Raw genomic sequence first — 19,327 nt, forward strand, 5'->3', positions numbered from 1 at the left:
AGTCAAGCGGCAATCGCGACCGATCCGGGATCCTGCTTGAGGCGCCGCAATTCGGCGCAAAGGGCAACTTGCTGACCCGCGGTGATCATGCGCTGACCGGCGTGCCATTCAAACTGGACTGCGCTGGCCTGCACCCCGGCATGCGCCAGCAAGGCGGCCATGGCATGCAAATCCGACTGCTCGATATGGCGACCATCACTCAAGGTCGCAACGAATTCATTCTTGAAAAAAGCTACCGTTGCACAAGTTGTCATGGCAACACCTCCTGGCTGCATAAGTTACCGCGATGCTCGTCAGATTGCCTGTGGTCTATTGCACACTTGTTACGAAAATTTTGAACGGGCGATCAGAGAACACAGGCTTTACTATAGTCGAGCGCTTGCCCGGCATCACTCGATATTATACGGATATGACATATCGATCGAGCTGGCCGGAACCAAATCCCGTCTGATGATCTTTCCCCCAAGGCCTGTCGTGATACCCGCCATCTCTGTTGCCGCTGCAGCCCTCTCGCCAGAAATAGCGCGTACCGACTGGGAGCGCCTGGCGCCGGCGGGTCATCCGTTTCTCAATGCCGACTTTTTCGCCATCCTCGAAGGTCATCAGACCGCCGGGCCAGCCAACGGCTGGCAGGCCCGACACTGGCTGGCCAGGGATGGCGACGGGTGCGTCGTCGGCATCCTGCCTGGCTACCTGAAGGCCAATTCGCATGGCGATTTTGTCCGCGACTGGTCGTGGGCTGCGGCCTACCAACAACTCGGGAAGCACTATTTTCCCAAACTGCTGAGTGGCGTGCCGCACACGCCGGCCGCCGGCCCGCGCCTGCTGGTCGGCGATGGCGACCCGGCCGGCCTGGTCCGGCAGCGCCTGATCGAAGCAGTCAAGGCCGAAGTCGCGGCACGGCAGCTTTCGTCATGGCACGTTGCCCTGCCGGCGGCCGCCGATGTCGACCTGTTCGCCGCCCACGGACTGCTGGTCAGCCATGATGTGCAGTTCCATTGGCGGAACCGGGGTTACGGCGATTTTGACCAGTACCTGGCGGCCTTCCCGTCGGAAAAGCGGCGCAAGGTCAAAGCGGAACGGCGCAAGGTTGCGGACAGCGGACTCCGCATCGAGGTCCGCCATGGCGACGAAGTCGACCCGGCCGAATGGCCGCGGCTCCATCGGCTGTATGCGTCGACCTTCGACAAGTACGGCAACCATGCCGCCTTCTCGCCGGCCTGCTTTGCCGATCTGGCGGCGGCGCTGGGGCGGCGCATGGTGCTCTTCATCGCCCGGCAAGCCGACGATCCGGTGGCGATCGCGATCTGTTTTCGCAGTGCCGACACCTTGTACGGCCGCTACTGGGGCTGCGCCGGCAATTACCCCGGCCTGCACTTCGAGCTCTGCATGTATCAGGGCATCGCTTATTGTCTGGAGCACGGCCTCGCGACCTTCGAGCCCGGCGCCGGCGGCGAGCACAAGGTGGCGCGCGGCTTCGGGCCGACCATCGTCCATTCCTGCCACTGGATCGCCGATGAGCGGATGCGTCAACTGATCGGCCAGCATCTAGCGCGCCAGCAGGCGCATGTCATCGCCTACGCCGACGAAGCCGCGACCCACCTGCCATTCCGCCCGGCCGGCTGACGGCGGCCCGCCTGCCCCTCAGCCGCGCAACAGCTGGCGGAGATCGGCGGCAACATCCTCGACGCTGGCCGTATCCTTGACGTAGAGCCGCAAGCGGCCGTCCGGGTCGAAGACATAGGCGCCCGACGAGTGGTCAAGGACGTAGCCCAGCTCGCCGCCGACCTCCTTGCGAGCGCTGAAGACGCGGAATTCATCGGTCACCGCCTTGATCTGCCCGGCATCGCCGCGCAGGCCGAGGAAAGAGGGGTGGAACCAGGGAACGAAAGTCTTCAGCCGTTCGGTACTGTCCCGTTCCGGGTCGAGGGTGACGAACAGCACCTGGACCCGCCCGGCGTCATCGCCCAGGCTCTGCATCACCGAGGCCAGCCGGGCCAGCGTGGTCGGGCAGATGTCGGGACAGGAGGTGTAGCCGAAAAAAATGACGACCGCCTTGCCGCGGAAGTCCGCCAGCGAGCGCAACTGGCCATGGTGATCGCTCAAGGTCAGTTCGCGGCCGAAAGTGGCGCCGGTCAGGTCGGTATTGCGGAAGGCCACCGGCTCCCGACCGCAGGCGGCAAGCAGGGTACAGGCGAGGGCGAGAAAGCGGCGGCGGGACATTGGAATAATTTTTCTGAACTATTTCAGGAACATCGATTCTCAGGCTTGGGGCGGTTCTCACAAGGGGAGGGAACAGGATGGCGAGTCGTACGCTTATTACTCCGGCAACGAAGCACGCGGCCTCGGGCTTTCATGCCCGTTTACGTGCCCGATTGCCCGGCCTGCGCCATTCCGCACTGACCCTGTTGCTCCCGGGCGCTGCCAGCGCCGAATACAAGTTCAACTTCCCTGAGCCGGTGACGCCGATCGCCCGCGAAACGCTGCATATCCACAACGAGTTCATGCTGATCATCACCGTGCTGTTCGTGGTGGTGTTCGCGATCATGATCTACTCGATGATCAAGCACCGGAAAAGCGTCGGCCACCAGCCGGCCAAATTTGCCGGACCGCGCGGAGCGCTGCAGTGGTTCTGGTCGCTGATCCCCTTCGCCATCCTGCTCTTCATCGACTTCGTGCTGATGGGCGTCCCGGCGGTGCAGGCGATCATCAACATGGAAGATACCCAGACCAAGGCCGACATGGTGCTCAAGGTCACCGGCATGCAGTGGAAGTGGCAGTACGAATACCCGGAGGCCGGGGTCAAGTTCATCAGCACCATGTCCACGCCGCGCGAGCAGATTGCCAATGCCGAAGCCAAGGGCGAGCACTATCTGCTCGAGGTCGACAAGCCTGTGGTGCTGCCGGTCGGCAAGAAGGTGCGCATCCTGCTGACCTCGACCGATGTCATCCACACCTGGTGGGTGCCGCAGTTCGGCGTCAAACGCGATGCCGTGCCCGGCTTCCTGCGCGAAACCTGGGTACTGATCGAAAAACCTGGCATCTATCGTGGCCAATGCGCCGAACTGTGCGGCAAGGATCACGGCTTCATGCCGGTGGTCGTCCAGGCAGTTCCCGAGCCCGAGTATCTGGCCTGGCTCGAGGAGCAGAAGCTTGCGGCCAAGGCGGCGGCAGGCGGCGCCGACCGGACGTGGAGCCGCGACGAACTGGTCGCCGAAGGCAAGGTGGCCTACGAGAAACACTGCGTTGCCTGCCACCAGGCCGAAGGCCAGGGTCTGCCGCCGGCTTTCCCGGCGCTGGCCGGCAGCAAGATCGTCAGTGGGCCGCTGCTCGACGCCAACGGCAAGATCATCCAAGACAGCCACGTTGACCGGGTGCTCAACGGCAAGGCCGGCACCGCCATGCAGGCCTTCCGCAATACGCTGTCCGATGTCGAGCTGGCGGCGGTGATCACCTACGAACGCAACAGTTTCGGCAACCACAAGGGCGACATGATCCAGCCCGCCCAGATCAAGTCCCTGCGCTAGGAGGCGAGCGATGAGTACAGCCAGCACCGATTCCGCCGAACACGCCGCCCACGCCGTCGGGCATCATCCGACGGGTTTGCTGCGCTGGCTGACGACGACCAATCACAAGGACATCGGCACGATGTACCTGACCTTCTCGCTGCTGATGTTCTTCGTCGGTGGCCTGATGATCCTCGCCGTGCGCGCCGAACTGTTCTCGCCCGGCCTGCAGCTGATGCAGCCCGAGTTCTTCAACCAGCTGATCGGGGTGCACGCGCTGGTGATGATTTTCGCGGCGCTGATGCCGGCCGCCACCGGCTTCGCCAACTGGATGCTGCCGCTGATGATCGGCGCCCCCGACATGGCCCTGCCGCGGCTCAACAACTGGGGCTTCTGGCTGCTGCCGCCGGCCGCCATCCTGCTGACGTTGCCGTTCACCCTGGCCCTGTTCGGCATCGGCGACGGCGCCATCGCCACCGGCTGGACCTTCTACGCGCCGCTCTCGGTGCAGGGCGGCATGGGCGTCGATTTCGCCATCCTCGCCGTACACATCCTCGGCATCTCGTCGATCATGGGCTCGATCAACATCATCGTCACCATCTTCAACATGCGGGCGCCGGGCATGACCATGATGAAGCTGCCGCTCTTCGCCTGGGGCTGGCTGATCACCGCCTTCCTGCTGATCGCCACCTTGCCGGTGCTGGCCGGCGCGGTGACCATGCTGCTCACCGACCGCCATTTCGGCACCCACTTCTTCGATGCCGCGGGCGGCGGCGACCCCATCCTCTTCCAGCACCTGTTCTGGTTCTTCGGCCACCCCGAGGTGTACATCCTGCTGCTGCCGGTTTGGGGCCTGATGCCGCACGTGCTGTCGACCTTCTCGCGCAAGCCGGCCTACGGCTACAAGGCGCAGGTCTACAGCTTCATTGCCATCGGCCTGCTCTCGGTCGTGGTCTGGGCCCACCACTTCTTCACCGCCGGCATGCCGGTGCCGGCGCTGATCTACTTCATGTTCAGCACCATGGCCATTTCCCTGCCGCTGGCCGTGCTCTTCTTTTGCTGGATCGCCACCATGTGGAAGGGCTCGATGAGCTTCGAGACGCCGATGCTGTTCGCCGTCGGCTTTATCGTCCTCTTCGGCATCGCCGGGCTGACCGGGCTGATCCTCGCCGACGTCGCGGCCGACGCCCAGTACCACCACAGCTATTTCGTCGTCGCCCACTTCCATTACGCGCTGTTCGCCGGCGGCATCATGGGCGTGATGACCGGCGTCTATTACTGGCTGCCCAAATGGACCGGCCACATGTACAACGAGAAACTCGGCAAGCTGCATTTCTGGCTGACCGTGGTTTCCTTCAACCTGACCTTCATTCCCCAATTTTTCCTCGGCCTGGCCGGCATGCCGCGGCGCATTCCGGACTACGCGCTGCAATTCGCCGAATTCAATGCGATCTCGACCTTGGGCGCCTTCGTCCTCGGTATCAGCCAGTTGCTCTTTGCCTGGAACATCTGGTGTTGTGTCAGGGGCGGCCCAAAGGTCGAGAACCAAGTCTGGGAGGGGGCGGAAGGGCTGGAATGGGAACTCGCCTCGCCGCCGCCGCACCATAGCTGGGAAACCCAGCCCCTGATCAAGTGAGCGAGGAGCCCATGGCCCCGGCCTTCTCCGACCCCGACCTCGAACGCCGCCGCGCCGCTTCCCGGCGGCTCGGCTGGGTGCTCGGCATCGTCGTGCTGGCGCTCTACCTGATCGGGCTGTTCATCAAGCGCTGAGATCATGGACCAGGCCGCGCCACCTCCTGCCAGCCACAAGCGCCTGATCGGCCGGCTGCTGCTGATGGTGGCCGGCGCCTTCGCCTTTGCCTTCGCGCTGGTTCCGCTCTACAACGTGCTGTGCGAGGCGACCGGCTTCAACGGCAAGACGGCAGGCCAGGGCAAGATTCTCAACGGTTTCGGCGTCGGCGGCCTGAAGACGGCGGCCGCCCCGGCCGCGAAAGTTGATGTCGGGCGCCGCATCCGCGTCGAATTCACCGGCACCGTGATGCCCGGCCTGCCCTGGGACATGCGACCGCTGACCCTGAGCCTGGAGGTGCATCCGGGCGAACTGCAGCAGGTCAGCTACCTGGTGCGCAATACCTCGGACCGGCGGATTACCGGCCAGGCCGTGCCCAGCGTCTCGCCCGGCCAGGCCGCACAGCATTTCGAGAAGATCGAGTGCTTCTGTTTTTCGCAGCAGACGCTGGGGCCGGGTGAGTCGATGGAATTGCCGCTGGCTTTTATCGTCAAACCGGAAGTCGATCGCGACATCAGCCAGATCACTCTGTCCTACGCCTTTTTCGGCGTCGACGGACAACGCCAGACACTGACCCGGAGCGGGGAGGCCCCATGAAAACAAACAGCGCCCAAGTTGCCATGCAGGAAGAGTATTTCGTGCCGCAACCCAGCCTCTACCCGGTGATCCTCTCCGGCGGCATGTTCCTGCTCGCCCTCGGCTTCATCGCCATGATCAACGGGGCAGCCTTCGGCAAGTGGATCATGCTCGGCGGCACGGCGGTCATCCTCTACGTGCTGTTCGGCTGGTTCGGGCGGGTGATCGGCGAATCGCAGGGCGGCGCCTACCGCGAGTGGGAGGATCGCTCCTTCCGCTACGGCATGGTCTGGTTCATCGCCACCGAAGTGATGTTCTTCGCCGCCTTCTTCGCCTCCCTGTTCTACGTCCGGGTCATCTCGGTGCCCGACTTGGGCGGCATGGTCGGCGCCCATGGCACCAGCCTGTGGCCGGAGTTTTCCGGCACCTGGCCGAGTGCCGGGCCGCAAGGCCCGGCCTTCACGCCGATGGGGGCGTGGGGCATCCCGGCGCTGAATACCGCCCTGCTGCTCAGTTCCGGGGCTACGCTGACCTGGGCGCACTGGGGCATGCTGCGCAACAACCGCCGCCAGCTGACGCTCGGGCTGGCCGCGACGGTCCTGCTCGGCAGCCTCTTCCTCGGCTTCCAGGCCTACGAATATCACCATGCCTACAGCGAGCTCGGTCTGACCATGGGGGCCGGCGCCTATGGCGCGACCTTCTTCATGCTGACCGGTTTTCACGGCTTTCACGTGACCCTGGGCACGATCATGCTGGCGGTCATCCTGCTGCGCAGCCTGCGCGGCCATTTCGATGCCGAGCGCCACTTCGCCTTCGAGGCGGTGGCCTGGTACTGGCACTTCGTGGACGTCGTCTGGCTGCTGCTCTTCGTCTTCGTTTATTGGGTATAGCCGGGAATGAGACCGAAGCGGAACCCGGCGAGCAGCACCAGGAACAGTGCGATCGACAGGCCGATGCGCCAAGTCAGCATCTTTGCCGTGCGCTGGCTGTCGCCGCGATCCCGATAGAGAAAGAAGAGACTGGAAAACAGGCTGCCGACTATGGCCAACAACAGCAAAACCACCAGCGCTCTGAGCATCGACGAGTCTCCCGACAGGCTTTCGTCGGTGCAGTATGCGCGTCGTCCGGGACGGCAGGCAAGGTCTAGCCGGCGACAAGTGGCGATCCTCGGCGGCCTGCTGCTGGCGCTGCTGCTGCCCGCCTTCATTTCCCTCGGTCTGTGGCAATGGCGCAAGGCTGAAGCCAAGACCCAGCTGCAAAGCGAACTCGACACGCGGAGCCAGGATGCCGCCATTGCCATGCCGACGACACCGGTCGACGGCGAGGTGCTGCGCTACCGCCGGGTCATCCTGCGCGGCACTTTCGATGCCGGCCGCCAGGTCCTGCTCGACAATCAGGTGCATCAGGAGCGGGCCGGCTATCACGTCATCACGCCGCTGCGCATCGCCGGCTCGAACCTGCACGTGCTGGTCAATCGCGGCTGGCTGCCCGCCCCGGCCGATCACCAGGTGGTGCCCGTTGCCGAGGTGCCGGCCGGCGAAGTCGAATTGAGCGGCATCGCGGTGCTGCCCGCCAAGCGCTTCTTTAATCTCGCCGCGCAGCCGACCAGTGGCTGGGCGCCGGTCTGGCAGAACCTCGATCTCGAGCGCTTCCGGCAGTCGGTTGCCTACCCGCTGCAGCCGGTCATCGTCCAGCTCGACGCCGCTTCGCCGGGCGGCTACGTCCGCCAGTGGCGGCGCCTCGATGAACGGGCCGACCGCCACCGCAGCTACGCCCTGCAATGGTTCGGCTTTGCCGCGACCAGCCTCGGCATCTGGGGCTATTTCCTGGTGCGCCGGCCATGAGCGACACCGTCATCCCCACCACCGGCCACGCTCCCGGCCGCGGTCGCGGCACGCTGTTGCTGATCGTCGGCCTGCTCATGCTGCCCTTCATTATCGGCGGCGCCCTCTATGTCGGCGGCTGGCAGCCGAGCCGCACCGTGCATCATGGGCACCTGCTGCAGCCGCCCCGGGCGCTGCCGGCGGCGGTGCTCGACGCCTCCGCCGAACTGCGCGGCAAATGGCTGCTCCTGCTCGAGGTTCGCGGCGCCTGCACGGCCGAATGCGCCGGCCGCCTCGACGAGATGCGCCGCATCCAGGTCGCGCTCTACAAGAACATGGGCCGCCTGCGCCGCGTCGTCATCACCGACCAGCCGGACGACCCGCAACTAGCCGCCTTGCGCCAGGCCCAGCCTGATCTGCTGGTCATCGTCGCGCCGCCGAGCGGAAGCGCCGATCCCCTGCTGCTGGCCGACCCGCAAGGACAACTGATCATGACTTACCCACCCGACGCCACCGCCCAGGGCGTGCGCGCCGATCTCGAACGTCTGCTCAAATTCGCCTGGACCGGCTAGGAGAATCGCCATGCATACCGTCGCCGCCCCCACCCTGAGCTTCGGCCAACGCCTGGCCGCCTTTTCCCACCTCTGCAAACCGCGGGTCAACAGCCTGATCGTGTTTACGGCGATGATCGGCATGTTCCTCGCGACGCCGGGCTTTCCGCCGCTGCTCCGCTTCCTGGTCGCCTCCCTCGGCATTGCGCTGGTCTCCTTCGCCGCCGCCGCACTGAACTGCCTGGTCGAGCGCACCATCGACGCCAAGATGGCGCGCACCAGCTGGCGGGCCACGGCGCGCGGCGACATCTCGCCGCTGGAAACCGTGACCCTGGCCACGCTGCTCGGCGCCGCCGGCCTCTGGCTGCTGCACGCCTACATCAACGACCTGACCATGTGGCTGACCCTGGCCACCTTCGTCGGCTACACGGTGATCTACACGCTGCTCCTGAAGCCGGCGACGCCGATGAACATCGTCATCGGCGGCGCCTCGGGGGCGATGCCGCCGCTCCTCGGGTGGACGGCGATGACCGGCCAGGTTTCGGCCGAACCGCTGGTCCTGTTCCTGATCATCTTCCTGTGGACGCCACCCCATTTCTGGTCGCTGGCCTGCTACCGGCGCGACGACTACGCCCGCTCCGGCCTGCCGATGCTGCCGGTGACGCACGGCATCGCGTTCACCTGCCAGCACATCCTCTGGTACACGCTGATGCTCGCCGCCGCCAGCCTGATCCCGGTGTCGCTCGGCATGAGCGGAACCTTCTACCTGATCGCCATCAGCCTGCTCGATCTCGTCTTCCTCGGCTATGCCATCGCGTTGTGCCGCAATTACAGCGACGCCCTGGCCAAGCGCTGCTTCCGCTACTCCATCCTCTACCTGACCCTGCTTTTCGCCGCGCTGTTCGCCGATCGCCTGGTCGTCTTCTAGATTTTTCCAGCCCACCGCCATGCGCCTCTACCGCCGCCTGCTGCTCGTCGCCACGCTGCTCGCTTTCGCCGTGATCGCGCTCGGCGCCTACGTCCGGCTCTCCGACGCCGGCCTCGGCTGCCCCGATTGGCCGGGCTGCTATGGCCATTGGCTGGGCGTGCCCGATGCTGCACACGAACAGCTGGCGGCACAGCAGGCCTACCCCGGAAAGCCCGTCGACAGCGCCAAGGCCTGGAAGGAAATGGTTCATCGCTACTTCGCGGGCACCCTCGGGCTGCTGATTCTCGCGCTGTGCCTGCTTTCCTGGCGCTCGGAACTCCGCCGCCGGCAATCGCCGGCGCTGCCGACGCTGCTGCTGGTCATCGTTGGCATTCAGGCGGCGCTCGGCATGTGGACGGTCACCCTGCTGCTCAAGCCGCTGATCGTCACCTTGCATCTGCTGGGCGGCATGGCGACCCTTTCGCTGCTCGTCGGCCTCGCCTTGAGCAACAGCCAGACCCCGCCCAGCCTTGCGCCCGGCCCGGGTGCGCGCTGGCTGGCCGCTGGCGCCCTGCTTGCCGTCCTCGTCCAGATCGCGCTCGGCGGCTGGGTCAGCAGCAATTACGCGGCCCTGGCCTGCCCGGACTTTCCGCTGTGCCAGGGGCAATGGCGGCCGGTCATGGAATTCGGCCAGGCCTTCAGCCTGCACCGCGAACTCGGGCAGACCGCCGCCGGTGAGTTGTTACCTTTCGAAGCCCTGACCGCCATTCACTGGACGCACCGCCTGGGCGCCCTCGCCGTTGCCGTGCTTGCCGGCGCCCTAGCCGTGGTCTTGCGCCGGACTGGCGAGCGGCGCTGGCGGAACTGGGGCGGCGTCTTGCTCTGCCTGCTGCTGGCGCAAATCGCGCTCGGGATGGCCAACGTGCTGCTCGCGCTGCCGCTGGGTCTTGCGGTCGCCCATAACCTCGGCGCCGCCGTCCTGCTGACCGTGCTGCTGAGCATCAATATCCGGCTGCGGCCCGCTGGCCAGCGCCTGGCGCCGGCCAGCGGGCCGCAGCATCGCGGTCTTCACGAATACTGCAAGCCTTCGCCCTAGGGGCAGGTCCGGCTCCCAGGGCATTCGTCGGGCCGCCGCAAAACTTCGGCGGCCCTGCGTGGTCAACAACTCAACCCATGCCAATGCAGGAGGTTTGCCATGAGCGAGAACACACATGGTCCGGCGACCGTCGATGCCTTTCCCGAGATCCGCCACGTCGGTTTCGATGCTCCCGCCCGCTGGCTGCGCGCGGGATGGGGTGACCTGCGCCAGGCCGGGGGCGCCAGCCTCTTCTACGGCACCTGTTTCGCCGTCGGCGGCTGGTTGATGCAGGTCGTCTTCGCTCATGCCTATGCCTTGTTCGCCGGCATGGTCACCGGCTTCCTGCTGGTCGCACCGGTCCTCGCCATGGGGCTTTACGACCTCAGCCGGCGCATCGAGCGCGGCGAAGCGCCCCGTCTGGCGCCGACCCTGACCGCCTGGCGCGCCAACCTGGCCAACGTCGGCGTCCTCGCCGCCGTGCTGGCCGTCGTCTTCCTGGTCTGGGCTCGGGCTTCGATGGTGATCTTCGCGATGTTCTTCGATTCTGCCGGCTTGCCGTCTTTTGCGGAAATCGTGCATGCCATTGTCGCTTTCGAGCAGCCGGAATTTGCCCTGGTCTATTTCATGGTCGGCGGCTTCTTCGCGCTGTTCGTCTTCGCCATCTGCGTTGTTGCCGTGCCGCTGATGCTCGATCGGGGAACCGATGCCGTGACCTCCGGCATCGCCAGCCTCGGCGCCTGTGCCCGCAATCCGGGTCCGATGCTGTTGTGGGCCGCCTGTATCGCAGTCTTGGTGGCGATCGGGATGGCGACCCGGTTTCTTGGCCTGATCGTCATCATGCCGCTGCTCGGGCATGCCACCTGGCACGCTTACCGCGAACTGACGGTCCCTGCGTCGCCGCGTGTTGATCGGAGTTCATAAGCCATCTGCCAGGTCCGGGAACTTGGGCCGGGAATTCCATTCAAAGCAGTATGAAATTGCAATACCAGTGCCTCGTCTGATGACATCGAATTAAATGGGAGGATGAGGGGCGGGCGGGGTGTTTTGACCTGCAGAACTTGCCGGGATGAACGCCATGGTGGAGTTTGTCGGCGTAGCCGACCCTGTATCCCCGTTCTCCGTTACCGCACGGCCGAATTCCGTGGTCGGCAAGCCCGGCTTGCTGATCTCGATGGCCATCCTGGTGCCGGCCTGTTCGGTAACCGGCCTGGCTTTCATGGTGATCGGTGCCTGGCCGGTGACCATTTTCATGGGCCTGCACATCCTGGCGGTGCTCATCGCTTTCGTCTATGTCGAGCGCCATACCAGCGATTTCGAACGCCTGACCCTGGCCAACGATCGCCTGATTCTCGACACCCATACGCTGGACGGCGACCAGCATCTCGAATTCAACGGCTACTGGGTCCAGGTCGACCTGCAGACCTCGGCTGTCGGTAGCAACAGTCTCTGCCTGCGTTCCCAAGGCAAGGAAGTCCGCTTTGGGCGCCTGATGTCCGATGGCGAGCGCCTGGCCGTCAGCCGGGAACTCGGCCGGCGCCTGGCCCGGCTCAGACTTTGAAGCGAAGGGAGGGAGGACATGGGATATCCATCGCGTTGGGCGAGCTACAGGGGTTTAGCGCTGCTGGCCGCGGCGACGGCGACGCCGGTGGTTGCGGAATACGGCATCAACCTCGCCCCTCCAGCCACCGGTATCGCGCAACAGATCTACGACCTGCATACCCTGGTGCTGTGGATCTGCTTTGGCATCTTCCTGGTGGTGTTCGTGCCGATGTTCTACGCCATCTGGCAGCACCGGAAATCGCGTGGTTACGCGGCCCACCCGTTCCATGAACACCCGCTGCTGGAAATCGCCTGGACGGCAGCGCCGGCTGTGATCCTGGTCGCGATGGCGATTCCGACCACCAAGGTCGTGCTCGCCATGAAGGACACCGGGGCATCGGACATTTCGATCAAGGTCACCGGCCGGCAATGGAAATGGGAATACGAATACCTCGGCCAGGACCTGAAATTCATCAGTAACAGCGCCACCCCGCAGGCTCAGATCGACAACCAGGCAGCGAAAGGCGAGCACTACCTGCTCGAGGTGGACCGCCCGCTGGTCGTGCCGACCGGCCAGAAGGTGCGCCTGGTGTTTACCGCCGAGGATGTCATCCATTCGTGGTGGGTACCGGCTCTCGGCGTCAAGCAGGATGCCGTGCCCGGCTTCATCCGCGACGCCTGGTTCAAGGTCGACAAGCCCGGCACCTACCGTGGTCAGTGCGCCGAGTTGTGCGGGGTCGGGCATGCCTTCATGCCGATCGTCGTCGAAGCCGTCCCGCCGGCCCAATACGCGGCCTGGATCGCCGACCAGAAAACCCAGCTGGCCGCAGCGCAAAGTAGCGCCCAGAAGGAATTCGCGCTGGCCGATCTGGTCGCCCAGGGCGAAAAGGTCTATGCCGCCAACTGTGCCGCCTGCCACCAGGCAAACGGCGCCGGCATCCCGGGGACTTTTCCGGCCCTGGCCGGCTCGCCGCTCGTCACTGGTCCGCCGGCCGCCCATCTGGCGCTGGTCTTCAACGGCAAGTCGGGAACGGCCATGCAGGCTTTCGGCAAGCAATTGTCGGATCTGGAAATCGCCGCCGTCGTTACGTATGAGCGCAACAGCTGGAGCAACAAGATCGGCGACGCTGTGCAGCCAAGCGAAGTCAGCGCCTTGCGTTCGGGCAAGTAGAACAAAGGAGAAAGCGCCATGGAAGACGTCCTGCATGCGCCCCACCACGAGGCCCACCCGAGCGGCCTGATGCGCTGGGTCACGACCACCAACCACAAGGACATCGGCACGCTCTACCTGTGGTTTTCGCTGGCGATGTTCATGTTCGCCGGCTCGCTGGCCATGCTGATCCGTGCCGAACTGTTCCAGCCCGGTCTGCAGGTGGTCAATCCCGCGGTCTTCAACCAGCTGACCGCCATGCACGGCCTGATCATGATCTTCGGGGCGATCATGCCGGCCTTCGTCGGCTTCGCCAACTGGCAGGTGCCGCTGATGATCGGCGCTCCGGACATGGCCTTTCCGCGCCTCAATAACTGGAGCTTCTGGCTGCTGCCGGTGGCCGCGACGCTCATGCTGAGCTCGTTCTTCGTGCCCGGCGGGGCGATGGCGGCGGGGTGGACGATGTACCCGCCGCTCTTCATGCAAGGGGGCATTTCCTACGACATGACCATCCTCGCCATCCACATCCTCGGGCTATCGTCGATCATGGGGGCGATCAACATCATCGTCACCATCCTCAACCTGCGGGCGCCAGGCATGACGCTGATGAAAATGCCGCTCTTCGTCTGGACCTGGCTGATCACCGCCTACCTGCTGGTCGCCGTGATGCCGGTGCTGGCTTCCGTGATCACCATGCTGCTCACCGACCGCCACTTCGGCACCCATTTCTTCGACGCAGGCGGCGGCGGCGACCCGGTGATGTTCCAGCACATCTTCTGGTTCTTCGGCCACCCCGAGGTGTACATCATGATCCTGCCGGCCTTCGGCATCATCTCGACGATCATCCCGACCTTCGCCCGCAAGAAGCTGTTCGGCTACACCTCGATGGTCTGGGCGGTCGGCTCGATCGCCTTGCTGTCGTTCATCGTCTGGGCGCACCACATGTTCACCACCGGCATGCCGGTCACCGGCCAGCTGTTCTTCATGTATTCGACGATGCTCATCGCCATCCCGACCGGGGTCAAGGTCTTCAACTGGGTGGCAACGCTGTGGCGCGGCTCGCTGACTTTCGAGACACCGATGCTGTTCGCCATCGCCGTCGTCTGCCTGTTCACCATCGGCGGTTTTTCCGGTGTGGTCCTGGCCCTGGTGCCGGTGGATATCCAGCTGCAGGACACCTACTACGTCGTCGCCCATTTCCACTACGTGCTGTTTTCCGGCGCGGCGATGAGCATCATGGGCGGCATCTACTACTGGCTGCCCAAGTGGACCGGCCATATGTACGACGAAACCCTGGGCAAGTGGCACTTCTGGCTGACCGCCATTGCCTTTAACGTCACCTTCTTCCCGATGCACTTCCTCGGCCTGGCCGGCATGCCCCGGCGCATCCCCGACTACGCCCTGCAGTTCGCCGACTTCAACCTGATCGCCAGCCTCGGCGCCTTCGTCCTTGGGGTCGCCCAACTGCTCTTCATGTACACGGTGATCAAGTGCATCCGCGGCGGCCGGACGGCCGGCGACAAGCCCTGGGATGGCGCCGATACCCTGGAATGGACGCTGCCTTCGCCACCGCCCTACCACTCCTTCAACACGCCGCCGCGCGTCGACTAGGCGAGGAGAAGACCATGACCGAACATGCCTCCGGCTACTACGTACCGCCTCCGTCCCACTGGCCGATCGTCGGTTCCTTCGCCCTGCTCGGGCTGGCCAGCGGCTTCATTCTGCTCCTCGCCAAAGTGGCCGCCGGCCCCTGGGTCATGGCCTTGGGGGCGGGGCTGCTGATCTTCATGCTGATCGGCTGGTTCGGCAGCGTCATCCGCGAGAACCAGGCCGGCCTGCTCGAAGGCCAGGTTGATGGCTCGTTTCGCTGGGGCATGGTGTGGTTCATCTTTTCCGAGGTGATGTTCTTTGCCGGCTTTTTCGGCGCGCTGTTCTACGCTCGCAACATCGCCGTGCCCGGGCTGGCCGAAGCGCAACTCCTCTGGCCCGGCTACGCCGGCACCTGGCCGACTGCCGGCCCGGCCCTGACCGATCCCTTCACGCCGATGGCGGCCTGGGGCATCCCGGCCATCAACACCCTGATCCTGCTTTCCTCCGGCGCCACCATCACCTGGGCGCACTGGGGCATGAAGCTGGAGCGCCGTGGGCAGCTGAAAGCCGGACTGCTGCTGACCATCGCCCTCGGCCTCGTGTTCATGTCCCTGCAGATCTATGAATACGGCGAAGCCGCCTTCACCATCCGCACCGGCATCTACGGCGCCACCTTCTTCATGCTCACCGGCTTCCACGGCCTGCACGTCACCCTCGGCGCCATCATGCTGGCCGTCATCACCGGCCGCGTCTTCGCCGGCCATTTCAGCAGCCACCACCACTTCGGTTTCGAAGCCGTGGCCTGGTACTGGCACTTCGTGGATGTGGTGTGGCTGATGCTGTTCGTGTTTGTTTATTGGCTGTAGGCAGCGGTCGCGTGAGCATCGCATGAGGCTAATGCACGGTACTCACGACTATTAGGGAGGTTTCTGTATTCCGGTTTCTGGACAAACAGAGCAGTGGAGCGGGGCAAAGCTGCCTAGGACAGCGCTTCGAATGAGATGTAGGGCATGAAGACTCCGTTGGCTGAAAATCGGTTGAAGTGACGAGAGCTATGAATATAGGCCCTGCTGTCGTGCCAGTCGAACTGGTTAGGAACTACGCCTCGACGGGTGTTGGCGTATATCCCGCTTCCGCGATTGCATCTCGGATGTCTTCGATAGTGGATTGCGTCGAAACGACCGAAACTAAGCGGCGCTCAAGGTCGACCGTGACCTTGGATTCGTCGTCAATGGCTTTCAATGCTTTGTTGATGAGACCAGCGCAGTGGCCGCAGGTCATGTCATTTACGTGAAAAGTAATCATGGTGTTGCTCCTGGTGAGTGGTGCCGTATGTCGGCAATCACAACTCTGGGCCTTCCTACAATGGCAAGGTCAAGCAAATAAACACCGTCAAATAAGTCGCACAAAACTCCTTGACCTTCCCACGCTTGGAAGGTTCAGCATGGGTTTACCGGCAACCCTAAAGGAGATTCAAATGGCCCCCTCGTCTGTTTCCAGTTCTGCGCTTGAGTTAAAACTTGGTATCGGTGGGATGAGCTGCGCATCCTGTGTATCCCGCGTCGAAAAGGCGCTCAAGCAACTTAGTGGTGTGACTGAAGTCAGCGTAAATCTGGCGACAGAGGAGGCATCTTTGAAAACGATGCCCGAAGTCCCAGCTGTTGAACTGGCGGAAGCCGTTCGCAAAGCCGGATACGAAGTCATGACTCAATCCGTTGAGCTACAGATTGACGGTATGAGCTGCGCCTCCTGTGTCGGCCGGGTCGAAAAAGCCTTGTTCAAGGTACCAGGTGTACTGAACGCCTCAGTGAATCTGGCAACGGAAAAAGCAACGGTCGAGGTGCTATCCAGCGTTACGTTCGCCACCTTGGCGGCAGCCATCGGGAAAGCGGGTTACAACACCAAGCCGGTGGCAGGGCAACAACCTAAAGCTGCCCCAAGTCTTATCCCCGAGTGGTGGCCCGTTGCCGCAAGCGCATTACTGACGCTCCCTTTGGTGGCTCCGATGCTGCTCCAACTCATTGGCGTTGATTGGATGCTCAATGGCTGGGTGCAGTTGGCGTTGGCGACACCGGTTCAATTCTTGTTGGGCTGGCGTTTCTATCGGGCCGGGTGGAAGGCGGTCAAGGCACGCGCTGGCAATATGGATTTGCTGGTTTCCTTGGGCACCAGCGCGGCATATGGGCTCTCGGTCTATCTGCTTATTCAGAGCGGCGGAGGTCATGCTCACCACCTCTACTTTGAAGCCTCGGCAGCCGTCATTACACTTGTCCTGCTGGGCAAGTGGCTAGAGACTCGGGCGAAACGACAGACCGCCGATGCCATCAGGGCCCTGAATGCGCTCCGCCCAACCATTGCACGTGTACTGGTCGACGGCCATGAAGTTTCAACGCCGGTTGAGCAGATTGCGATTGGCGACCTGGTCGTGGTCCGTCCTGGCGAACGTATCTCGGTGGATGGCAATATCGTTAGTGGGCAAAGCGATGTGGACGAGGCGCTTATCACCGGTGAAAGCCTGCCCGTTTCCAAGAGTGTTGGCGACAAGGTGACCGGTGGGTCGGTCAACGGTGAAGGCCTGTTGCACGTTCGAACGGGCGCTATAGGCGCCGAAACAACGCTCGCTCGCATCATTCGCATGGTTGAATCTGCCCAGGCAGCCAAGGCCCCTATCCAACGCGTGGTGGACCAGGTAAGCGCTGTATTCGTCCCCGTGGTATTGGTTGTTGCACTGCTCACCTTTGGGGGCTGGATGGCGTACTCGGGGAACTGGGAAACGGCGTTAATCAACGCGGTCGCAGTCCTCGTCATCGCGTGTCCGTGCGCCTTGGGCTTGGCTACGCCAACGGCCATCATGGCCGGAACAGGAGTTGCCGCTCGCCAGGGCATCCTCATCAAGGATGCCGAGGCACTTGAAATCGCGCACTCGGTGACTGTGGTGGCCTTCGACAAAACCGGCACCCTCACCGAAGGGAAACCATCCCTGGTCAGCATTGAGCCCGTTCAGGGCGTCTCGACCGAAGAGGTGCTGCGGATTGCAGGCGCGCTTCAGAAAACCAGCGAGCACCCGTTGGCCCATGCCGTTCTGGAGAAGGTCCGTGAACGCAAAATTGCCGTATCGGAGGTCAGTGATGCCAAAGCATTGCCCGGGCGAGGCATTCAAGCTCGGGTGGATGGGCAGTTGATGCTCCTGGGGAGCACCCGGCTGATGCAGGAAAACCTTGTTAATCCGGGACAACTTGGCATCCGTGCCGCTGCCCTTGAAAGTGAGGGGAAAACCATTTCGTGGCTGCTACGTCAGCGCGATACCTCATCTGAATTAGTCGGGCTTCTTGCCTTCGGCGACACCATCAAGCCATCCTCATATCAGGCGATAAACCGACTGCGCGAACTGGGCATCAAAACCGTCATGCTGACGGGGGACAACCAGGGAAGTGCCAATGCGGTGGCAAAGGAGCTGGGCATTGATGAGGTCCGCGCTGAGTTGCTGCCTGGTGACAAGGCAGCCATCGTCCAGGAGCTTCGCGGCCAGGGACACGTGGTCGCCATGGTGGGGGATGGACTCAATGATGCACCCAGCTTGGTGGCCGCCGACGTTGGACTGAGCATGTCGACGGGTACCGACGTCGCCATGGAGGCCGCAGGTATCACCCTGATGCGTGGCGACCCACGTCTCGTCGCCGACTCCTTTGATGTTTCGCGTCGGACCTACAGCAAAATCAAGCAGGGTCTATTCTGGGCATTTGCCTACAACGTACTGGGCATCCCTTTGGCAGCCCTGGGCATGCTTAATCCGGTGGTGGCCGGTGCTGCGATGGCTTTTAGTAGTGTTAGTGTGGTTACCAATGCACTGCTCCTTCGCCGTTGGCGGGGTGCTGCGAGCGAATGAGCATCGACAGGAGAGCGAGATGAATATCGGCGAAGCAGCCAAGGCATCAGGTGTGTCGGCCAAGATGATTCGGCATTACGAAAGTGTCGGGTTGTTGCCCCCGGCGAGCCGTACGGATGCTGGCTATCGTCAGTATGGCGAGAAAGACCTACGAACCTTGCAGTTCATCCGACGTTCGCGTGACCTCGGGTTCTCGATTGAGGAGATTCGAGGCCTGGTTAGCCTCTGGCAAGACCGGACACGCCCAAGTCGTGAGGTTAAGACACTAGCCAAGCAGCATCTGGACTTCCTGGACAGGAAGCTGGAGGAACTGCAATCGATGAAGCATGCCTTGGCGCACCTCGTCAGTTGCTGCCATGGCGACGAGCGGCCGGATTGCCCAATTCTGGAGAGCCTTGCAGGAAAGGAGACCTGAGATGGCTGTGACCGGGTCCTCCAGGAGCAGGCCTGATTTTTGGGAGACAAAATCCACCCAATGGTTCTTGGTGTCAAAAAACGCCCCGAATTTGCTTCAGACCTTGACGAACAAGGTCACCAGCGGATGCTCGCCGACCTGGCAACTCCAATGACCATGAACCTTGGGGTCAAAGGTCGTGCCTACGGGCAACAGGTCGGCCGAGTAAAAGTGATCGCCGGCCTTGAAGTTGCGACTGCTGCCGTCTTGCAGGCCGATCTTCATTTCGCCACTGAGTACGAATAGCCACTGTTCATCGGTGGTGCAGTGGAACTGGCTACGAAAGCCCACCGGACTTTGGCGAAATTGGCAGCCGCTTACTGGCAATACCGACGACAGCATCGCCTGGGGCGATCCCTCGGTCAGCGGAACTTGTTCCTCCCGGAATTTTGCATAGCCATCGGTGTCGGTGTAGAGGGTCACTTTCGTGAAAGTGGGCATGTTGGGTCTCCGGCTTAATTAGTTGGTTACAAGGCTT

At 63.2% G+C, this 19,327-nt stretch carries 22 protein-coding genes; 17 read left to right on the forward strand and 5 right to left on the reverse strand.

What is annotated here, in order from left to right:
- Positions 1–2: 2 nt before the first annotated feature.
- Positions 3–254 (reverse strand): hypothetical protein, encoded by a 252-nt coding sequence (locus tag NQE15_RS04495; RefSeq protein ID WP_265946918.1) that lies wholly within the window; start codon positions 252–254, stop codon positions 3–5.
- A 220-nt stretch (positions 255–474) separates the two neighbouring features.
- Between NQE15_RS04495 and NQE15_RS04500 the strand changes: the two genes are divergently transcribed.
- Positions 475–1,626 carry a GNAT family N-acetyltransferase gene (locus NQE15_RS04500; protein WP_265946920.1) on the forward strand — a complete coding sequence of 384 codons (1,152 nt, stop codon included), beginning with the start codon at positions 475–477 and terminating at the stop codon, positions 1,624–1,626.
- Positions 1,627–1,644: 18 nt separating this feature from the next.
- Here NQE15_RS04500 and NQE15_RS04505 read toward each other — a convergent pair whose 3' ends face one another.
- Positions 1,645–2,223 carry an SCO family protein gene (locus NQE15_RS04505; protein WP_265946922.1) on the reverse strand — a complete coding sequence of 193 codons (579 nt, stop codon included), beginning with the start codon at positions 2,221–2,223 and terminating at the stop codon, positions 1,645–1,647.
- Positions 2,224–2,300: 77 nt separating this feature from the next.
- Here NQE15_RS04505 and coxB (NQE15_RS04510) point away from each other — a divergent pair, with 77 nt between their 5' ends.
- The 5 genes from coxB (NQE15_RS04510) to NQE15_RS04530 are packed head-to-tail and all read left to right on the forward strand — an operon-like array spanning position 2,301 to position 6,761.
- Positions 2,301–3,527, forward strand: a complete 1,227-nt coding sequence (coxB, locus tag NQE15_RS04510) for a cytochrome c oxidase subunit II (RefSeq protein WP_265946924.1) — start codon at positions 2,301–2,303, stop codon at positions 3,525–3,527.
- Positions 3,528–3,537: 10 nt separating this feature from the next.
- Complete coding sequence (gene ctaD, locus NQE15_RS04515) at positions 3,538–5,142, forward strand: cytochrome c oxidase subunit I (protein ID WP_265946926.1); 1,605 nt, start codon at positions 3,538–3,540, stop codon at positions 5,140–5,142.
- The gene (locus NQE15_RS04520; protein ID WP_265946928.1) at positions 5,139–5,276 is read left to right on the forward strand and encodes a hypothetical protein; all 138 of its coding nucleotides are present in this window, start codon (positions 5,139–5,141) and stop codon (positions 5,274–5,276) included. The genes ctaD (NQE15_RS04515) and NQE15_RS04520 overlap by 4 nt, the downstream gene beginning before the upstream one ends.
- A gap of 4 nt (positions 5,277–5,280) precedes the next feature.
- A complete protein-coding gene (locus NQE15_RS04525; RefSeq protein ID WP_265946930.1) occupies positions 5,281–5,892 on the forward strand; it encodes a cytochrome c oxidase assembly protein in 612 nt (203 codons plus the stop codon).
- Positions 5,889–6,761, forward strand: a complete 873-nt coding sequence (locus NQE15_RS04530; protein ID WP_265946932.1) for a cytochrome c oxidase subunit 3 — start codon at positions 5,889–5,891, stop codon at positions 6,759–6,761. Before NQE15_RS04525 ends, NQE15_RS04530 begins: the two co-directional genes overlap by 4 nt.
- Here NQE15_RS04530 and NQE15_RS04535 read toward each other — a convergent pair.
- A complete protein-coding gene (locus NQE15_RS04535; protein WP_265946935.1) occupies positions 6,749–6,949 on the reverse strand; it encodes a twin transmembrane helix small protein in 201 nt (66 codons plus the stop codon). The two genes, NQE15_RS04530 and NQE15_RS04535, sit on opposite strands and share 13 nt — an antisense overlap.
- Positions 6,950–7,028: 79 nt before the next feature.
- On the opposite strand from NQE15_RS04535, the gene NQE15_RS04540 reads away from it, so the two are divergent.
- The 9 genes from NQE15_RS04540 (at position 7,029) to NQE15_RS04585 (ending at position 15,375) form a co-directional block, all read left to right on the forward strand.
- The gene (locus NQE15_RS04540; RefSeq protein ID WP_265946937.1) at positions 7,029–7,715 is read left to right on the forward strand and encodes an SURF1 family protein; all 687 of its coding nucleotides are present in this window, start codon (positions 7,029–7,031) and stop codon (positions 7,713–7,715) included.
- Entirely contained in the window at positions 7,712–8,266 is a 555-nt protein-coding gene (locus NQE15_RS04545; RefSeq protein WP_265946939.1) for a hypothetical protein, read from the forward strand. The genes NQE15_RS04540 and NQE15_RS04545 overlap by 4 nt, the downstream gene beginning before the upstream one ends.
- A 10-nt stretch (positions 8,267–8,276) precedes the next feature.
- The gene (gene cyoE / locus NQE15_RS04550; protein WP_265946941.1) at positions 8,277–9,173 is read left to right on the forward strand and encodes a heme o synthase; all 897 of its coding nucleotides are present in this window, start codon (positions 8,277–8,279) and stop codon (positions 9,171–9,173) included.
- 19 nt (positions 9,174–9,192) lie between these two features.
- Entirely contained in the window at positions 9,193–10,248 is a 1,056-nt protein-coding gene (locus NQE15_RS04555; RefSeq protein ID WP_265946943.1) for a COX15/CtaA family protein, read from the forward strand.
- 99 nt (positions 10,249–10,347) lie between these two features.
- Positions 10,348–11,151: a DUF2189 domain-containing protein gene (locus tag NQE15_RS04560; RefSeq protein WP_265946945.1), complete on the forward strand. Its 804-nt coding sequence runs from the start codon at positions 10,348–10,350 to the stop codon at positions 11,149–11,151.
- Positions 11,152–11,296: 145 nt separating this feature from the next.
- Entirely contained in the window at positions 11,297–11,788 is a 492-nt protein-coding gene (locus NQE15_RS04565) for a DUF2244 domain-containing protein (protein WP_265946947.1), read from the forward strand.
- 18 nt (positions 11,789–11,806) lie between these two features.
- A complete protein-coding gene (gene coxB / locus NQE15_RS04570) occupies positions 11,807–12,940 on the forward strand; it encodes a cytochrome c oxidase subunit II (protein WP_323054949.1) in 1,134 nt (377 codons plus the stop codon).
- Between the two features lie 18 nt (positions 12,941–12,958).
- Positions 12,959–14,530, forward strand: a complete 1,572-nt coding sequence (ctaD, locus tag NQE15_RS04580; protein WP_265946949.1) for a cytochrome c oxidase subunit I — start codon at positions 12,959–12,961, stop codon at positions 14,528–14,530.
- A 14-nt stretch (positions 14,531–14,544) separates the two neighbouring features.
- The gene (locus NQE15_RS04585) at positions 14,545–15,375 is read left to right on the forward strand and encodes a cytochrome c oxidase subunit 3 (RefSeq protein WP_265946951.1); all 831 of its coding nucleotides are present in this window, start codon (positions 14,545–14,547) and stop codon (positions 15,373–15,375) included.
- Between the two features lie 232 nt (positions 15,376–15,607).
- On the opposite strand, the gene NQE15_RS04590 is transcribed toward NQE15_RS04585, so the two are convergent.
- Positions 15,608–15,814: a heavy-metal-associated domain-containing protein gene (locus NQE15_RS04590; protein ID WP_265946954.1), complete on the reverse strand. Its 207-nt coding sequence runs from the start codon at positions 15,812–15,814 to the stop codon at positions 15,608–15,610.
- A 172-nt stretch (positions 15,815–15,986) separates the two neighbouring features.
- Between NQE15_RS04590 and NQE15_RS04595 the strand changes: the two genes are divergently transcribed.
- Positions 15,987–18,395 carry a heavy metal translocating P-type ATPase gene (locus tag NQE15_RS04595; protein ID WP_265946956.1) on the forward strand — a complete coding sequence of 803 codons (2,409 nt, stop codon included), beginning with the start codon at positions 15,987–15,989 and terminating at the stop codon, positions 18,393–18,395.
- Positions 18,396–18,414: 19 nt separating this feature from the next.
- A complete protein-coding gene (gene cueR / locus NQE15_RS04600; protein ID WP_265946958.1) occupies positions 18,415–18,810 on the forward strand; it encodes a Cu(I)-responsive transcriptional regulator in 396 nt (131 codons plus the stop codon).
- 96 nt (positions 18,811–18,906) lie between these two features.
- On the opposite strand, the gene NQE15_RS04605 is transcribed toward cueR, so the two are convergent.
- Complete coding sequence (locus NQE15_RS04605; RefSeq protein ID WP_265946959.1) at positions 18,907–19,290, reverse strand: hypothetical protein; 384 nt, start codon at positions 19,288–19,290, stop codon at positions 18,907–18,909.
- Between the last annotated feature and the right edge of the window lie 37 nt (positions 19,291–19,327).

Source organism: Dechloromonas sp. A34 (genome assembly GCF_026261605.1).
Taxonomy (GTDB): Bacteria; Pseudomonadota; Gammaproteobacteria; order Burkholderiales; family Rhodocyclaceae; genus Azonexus.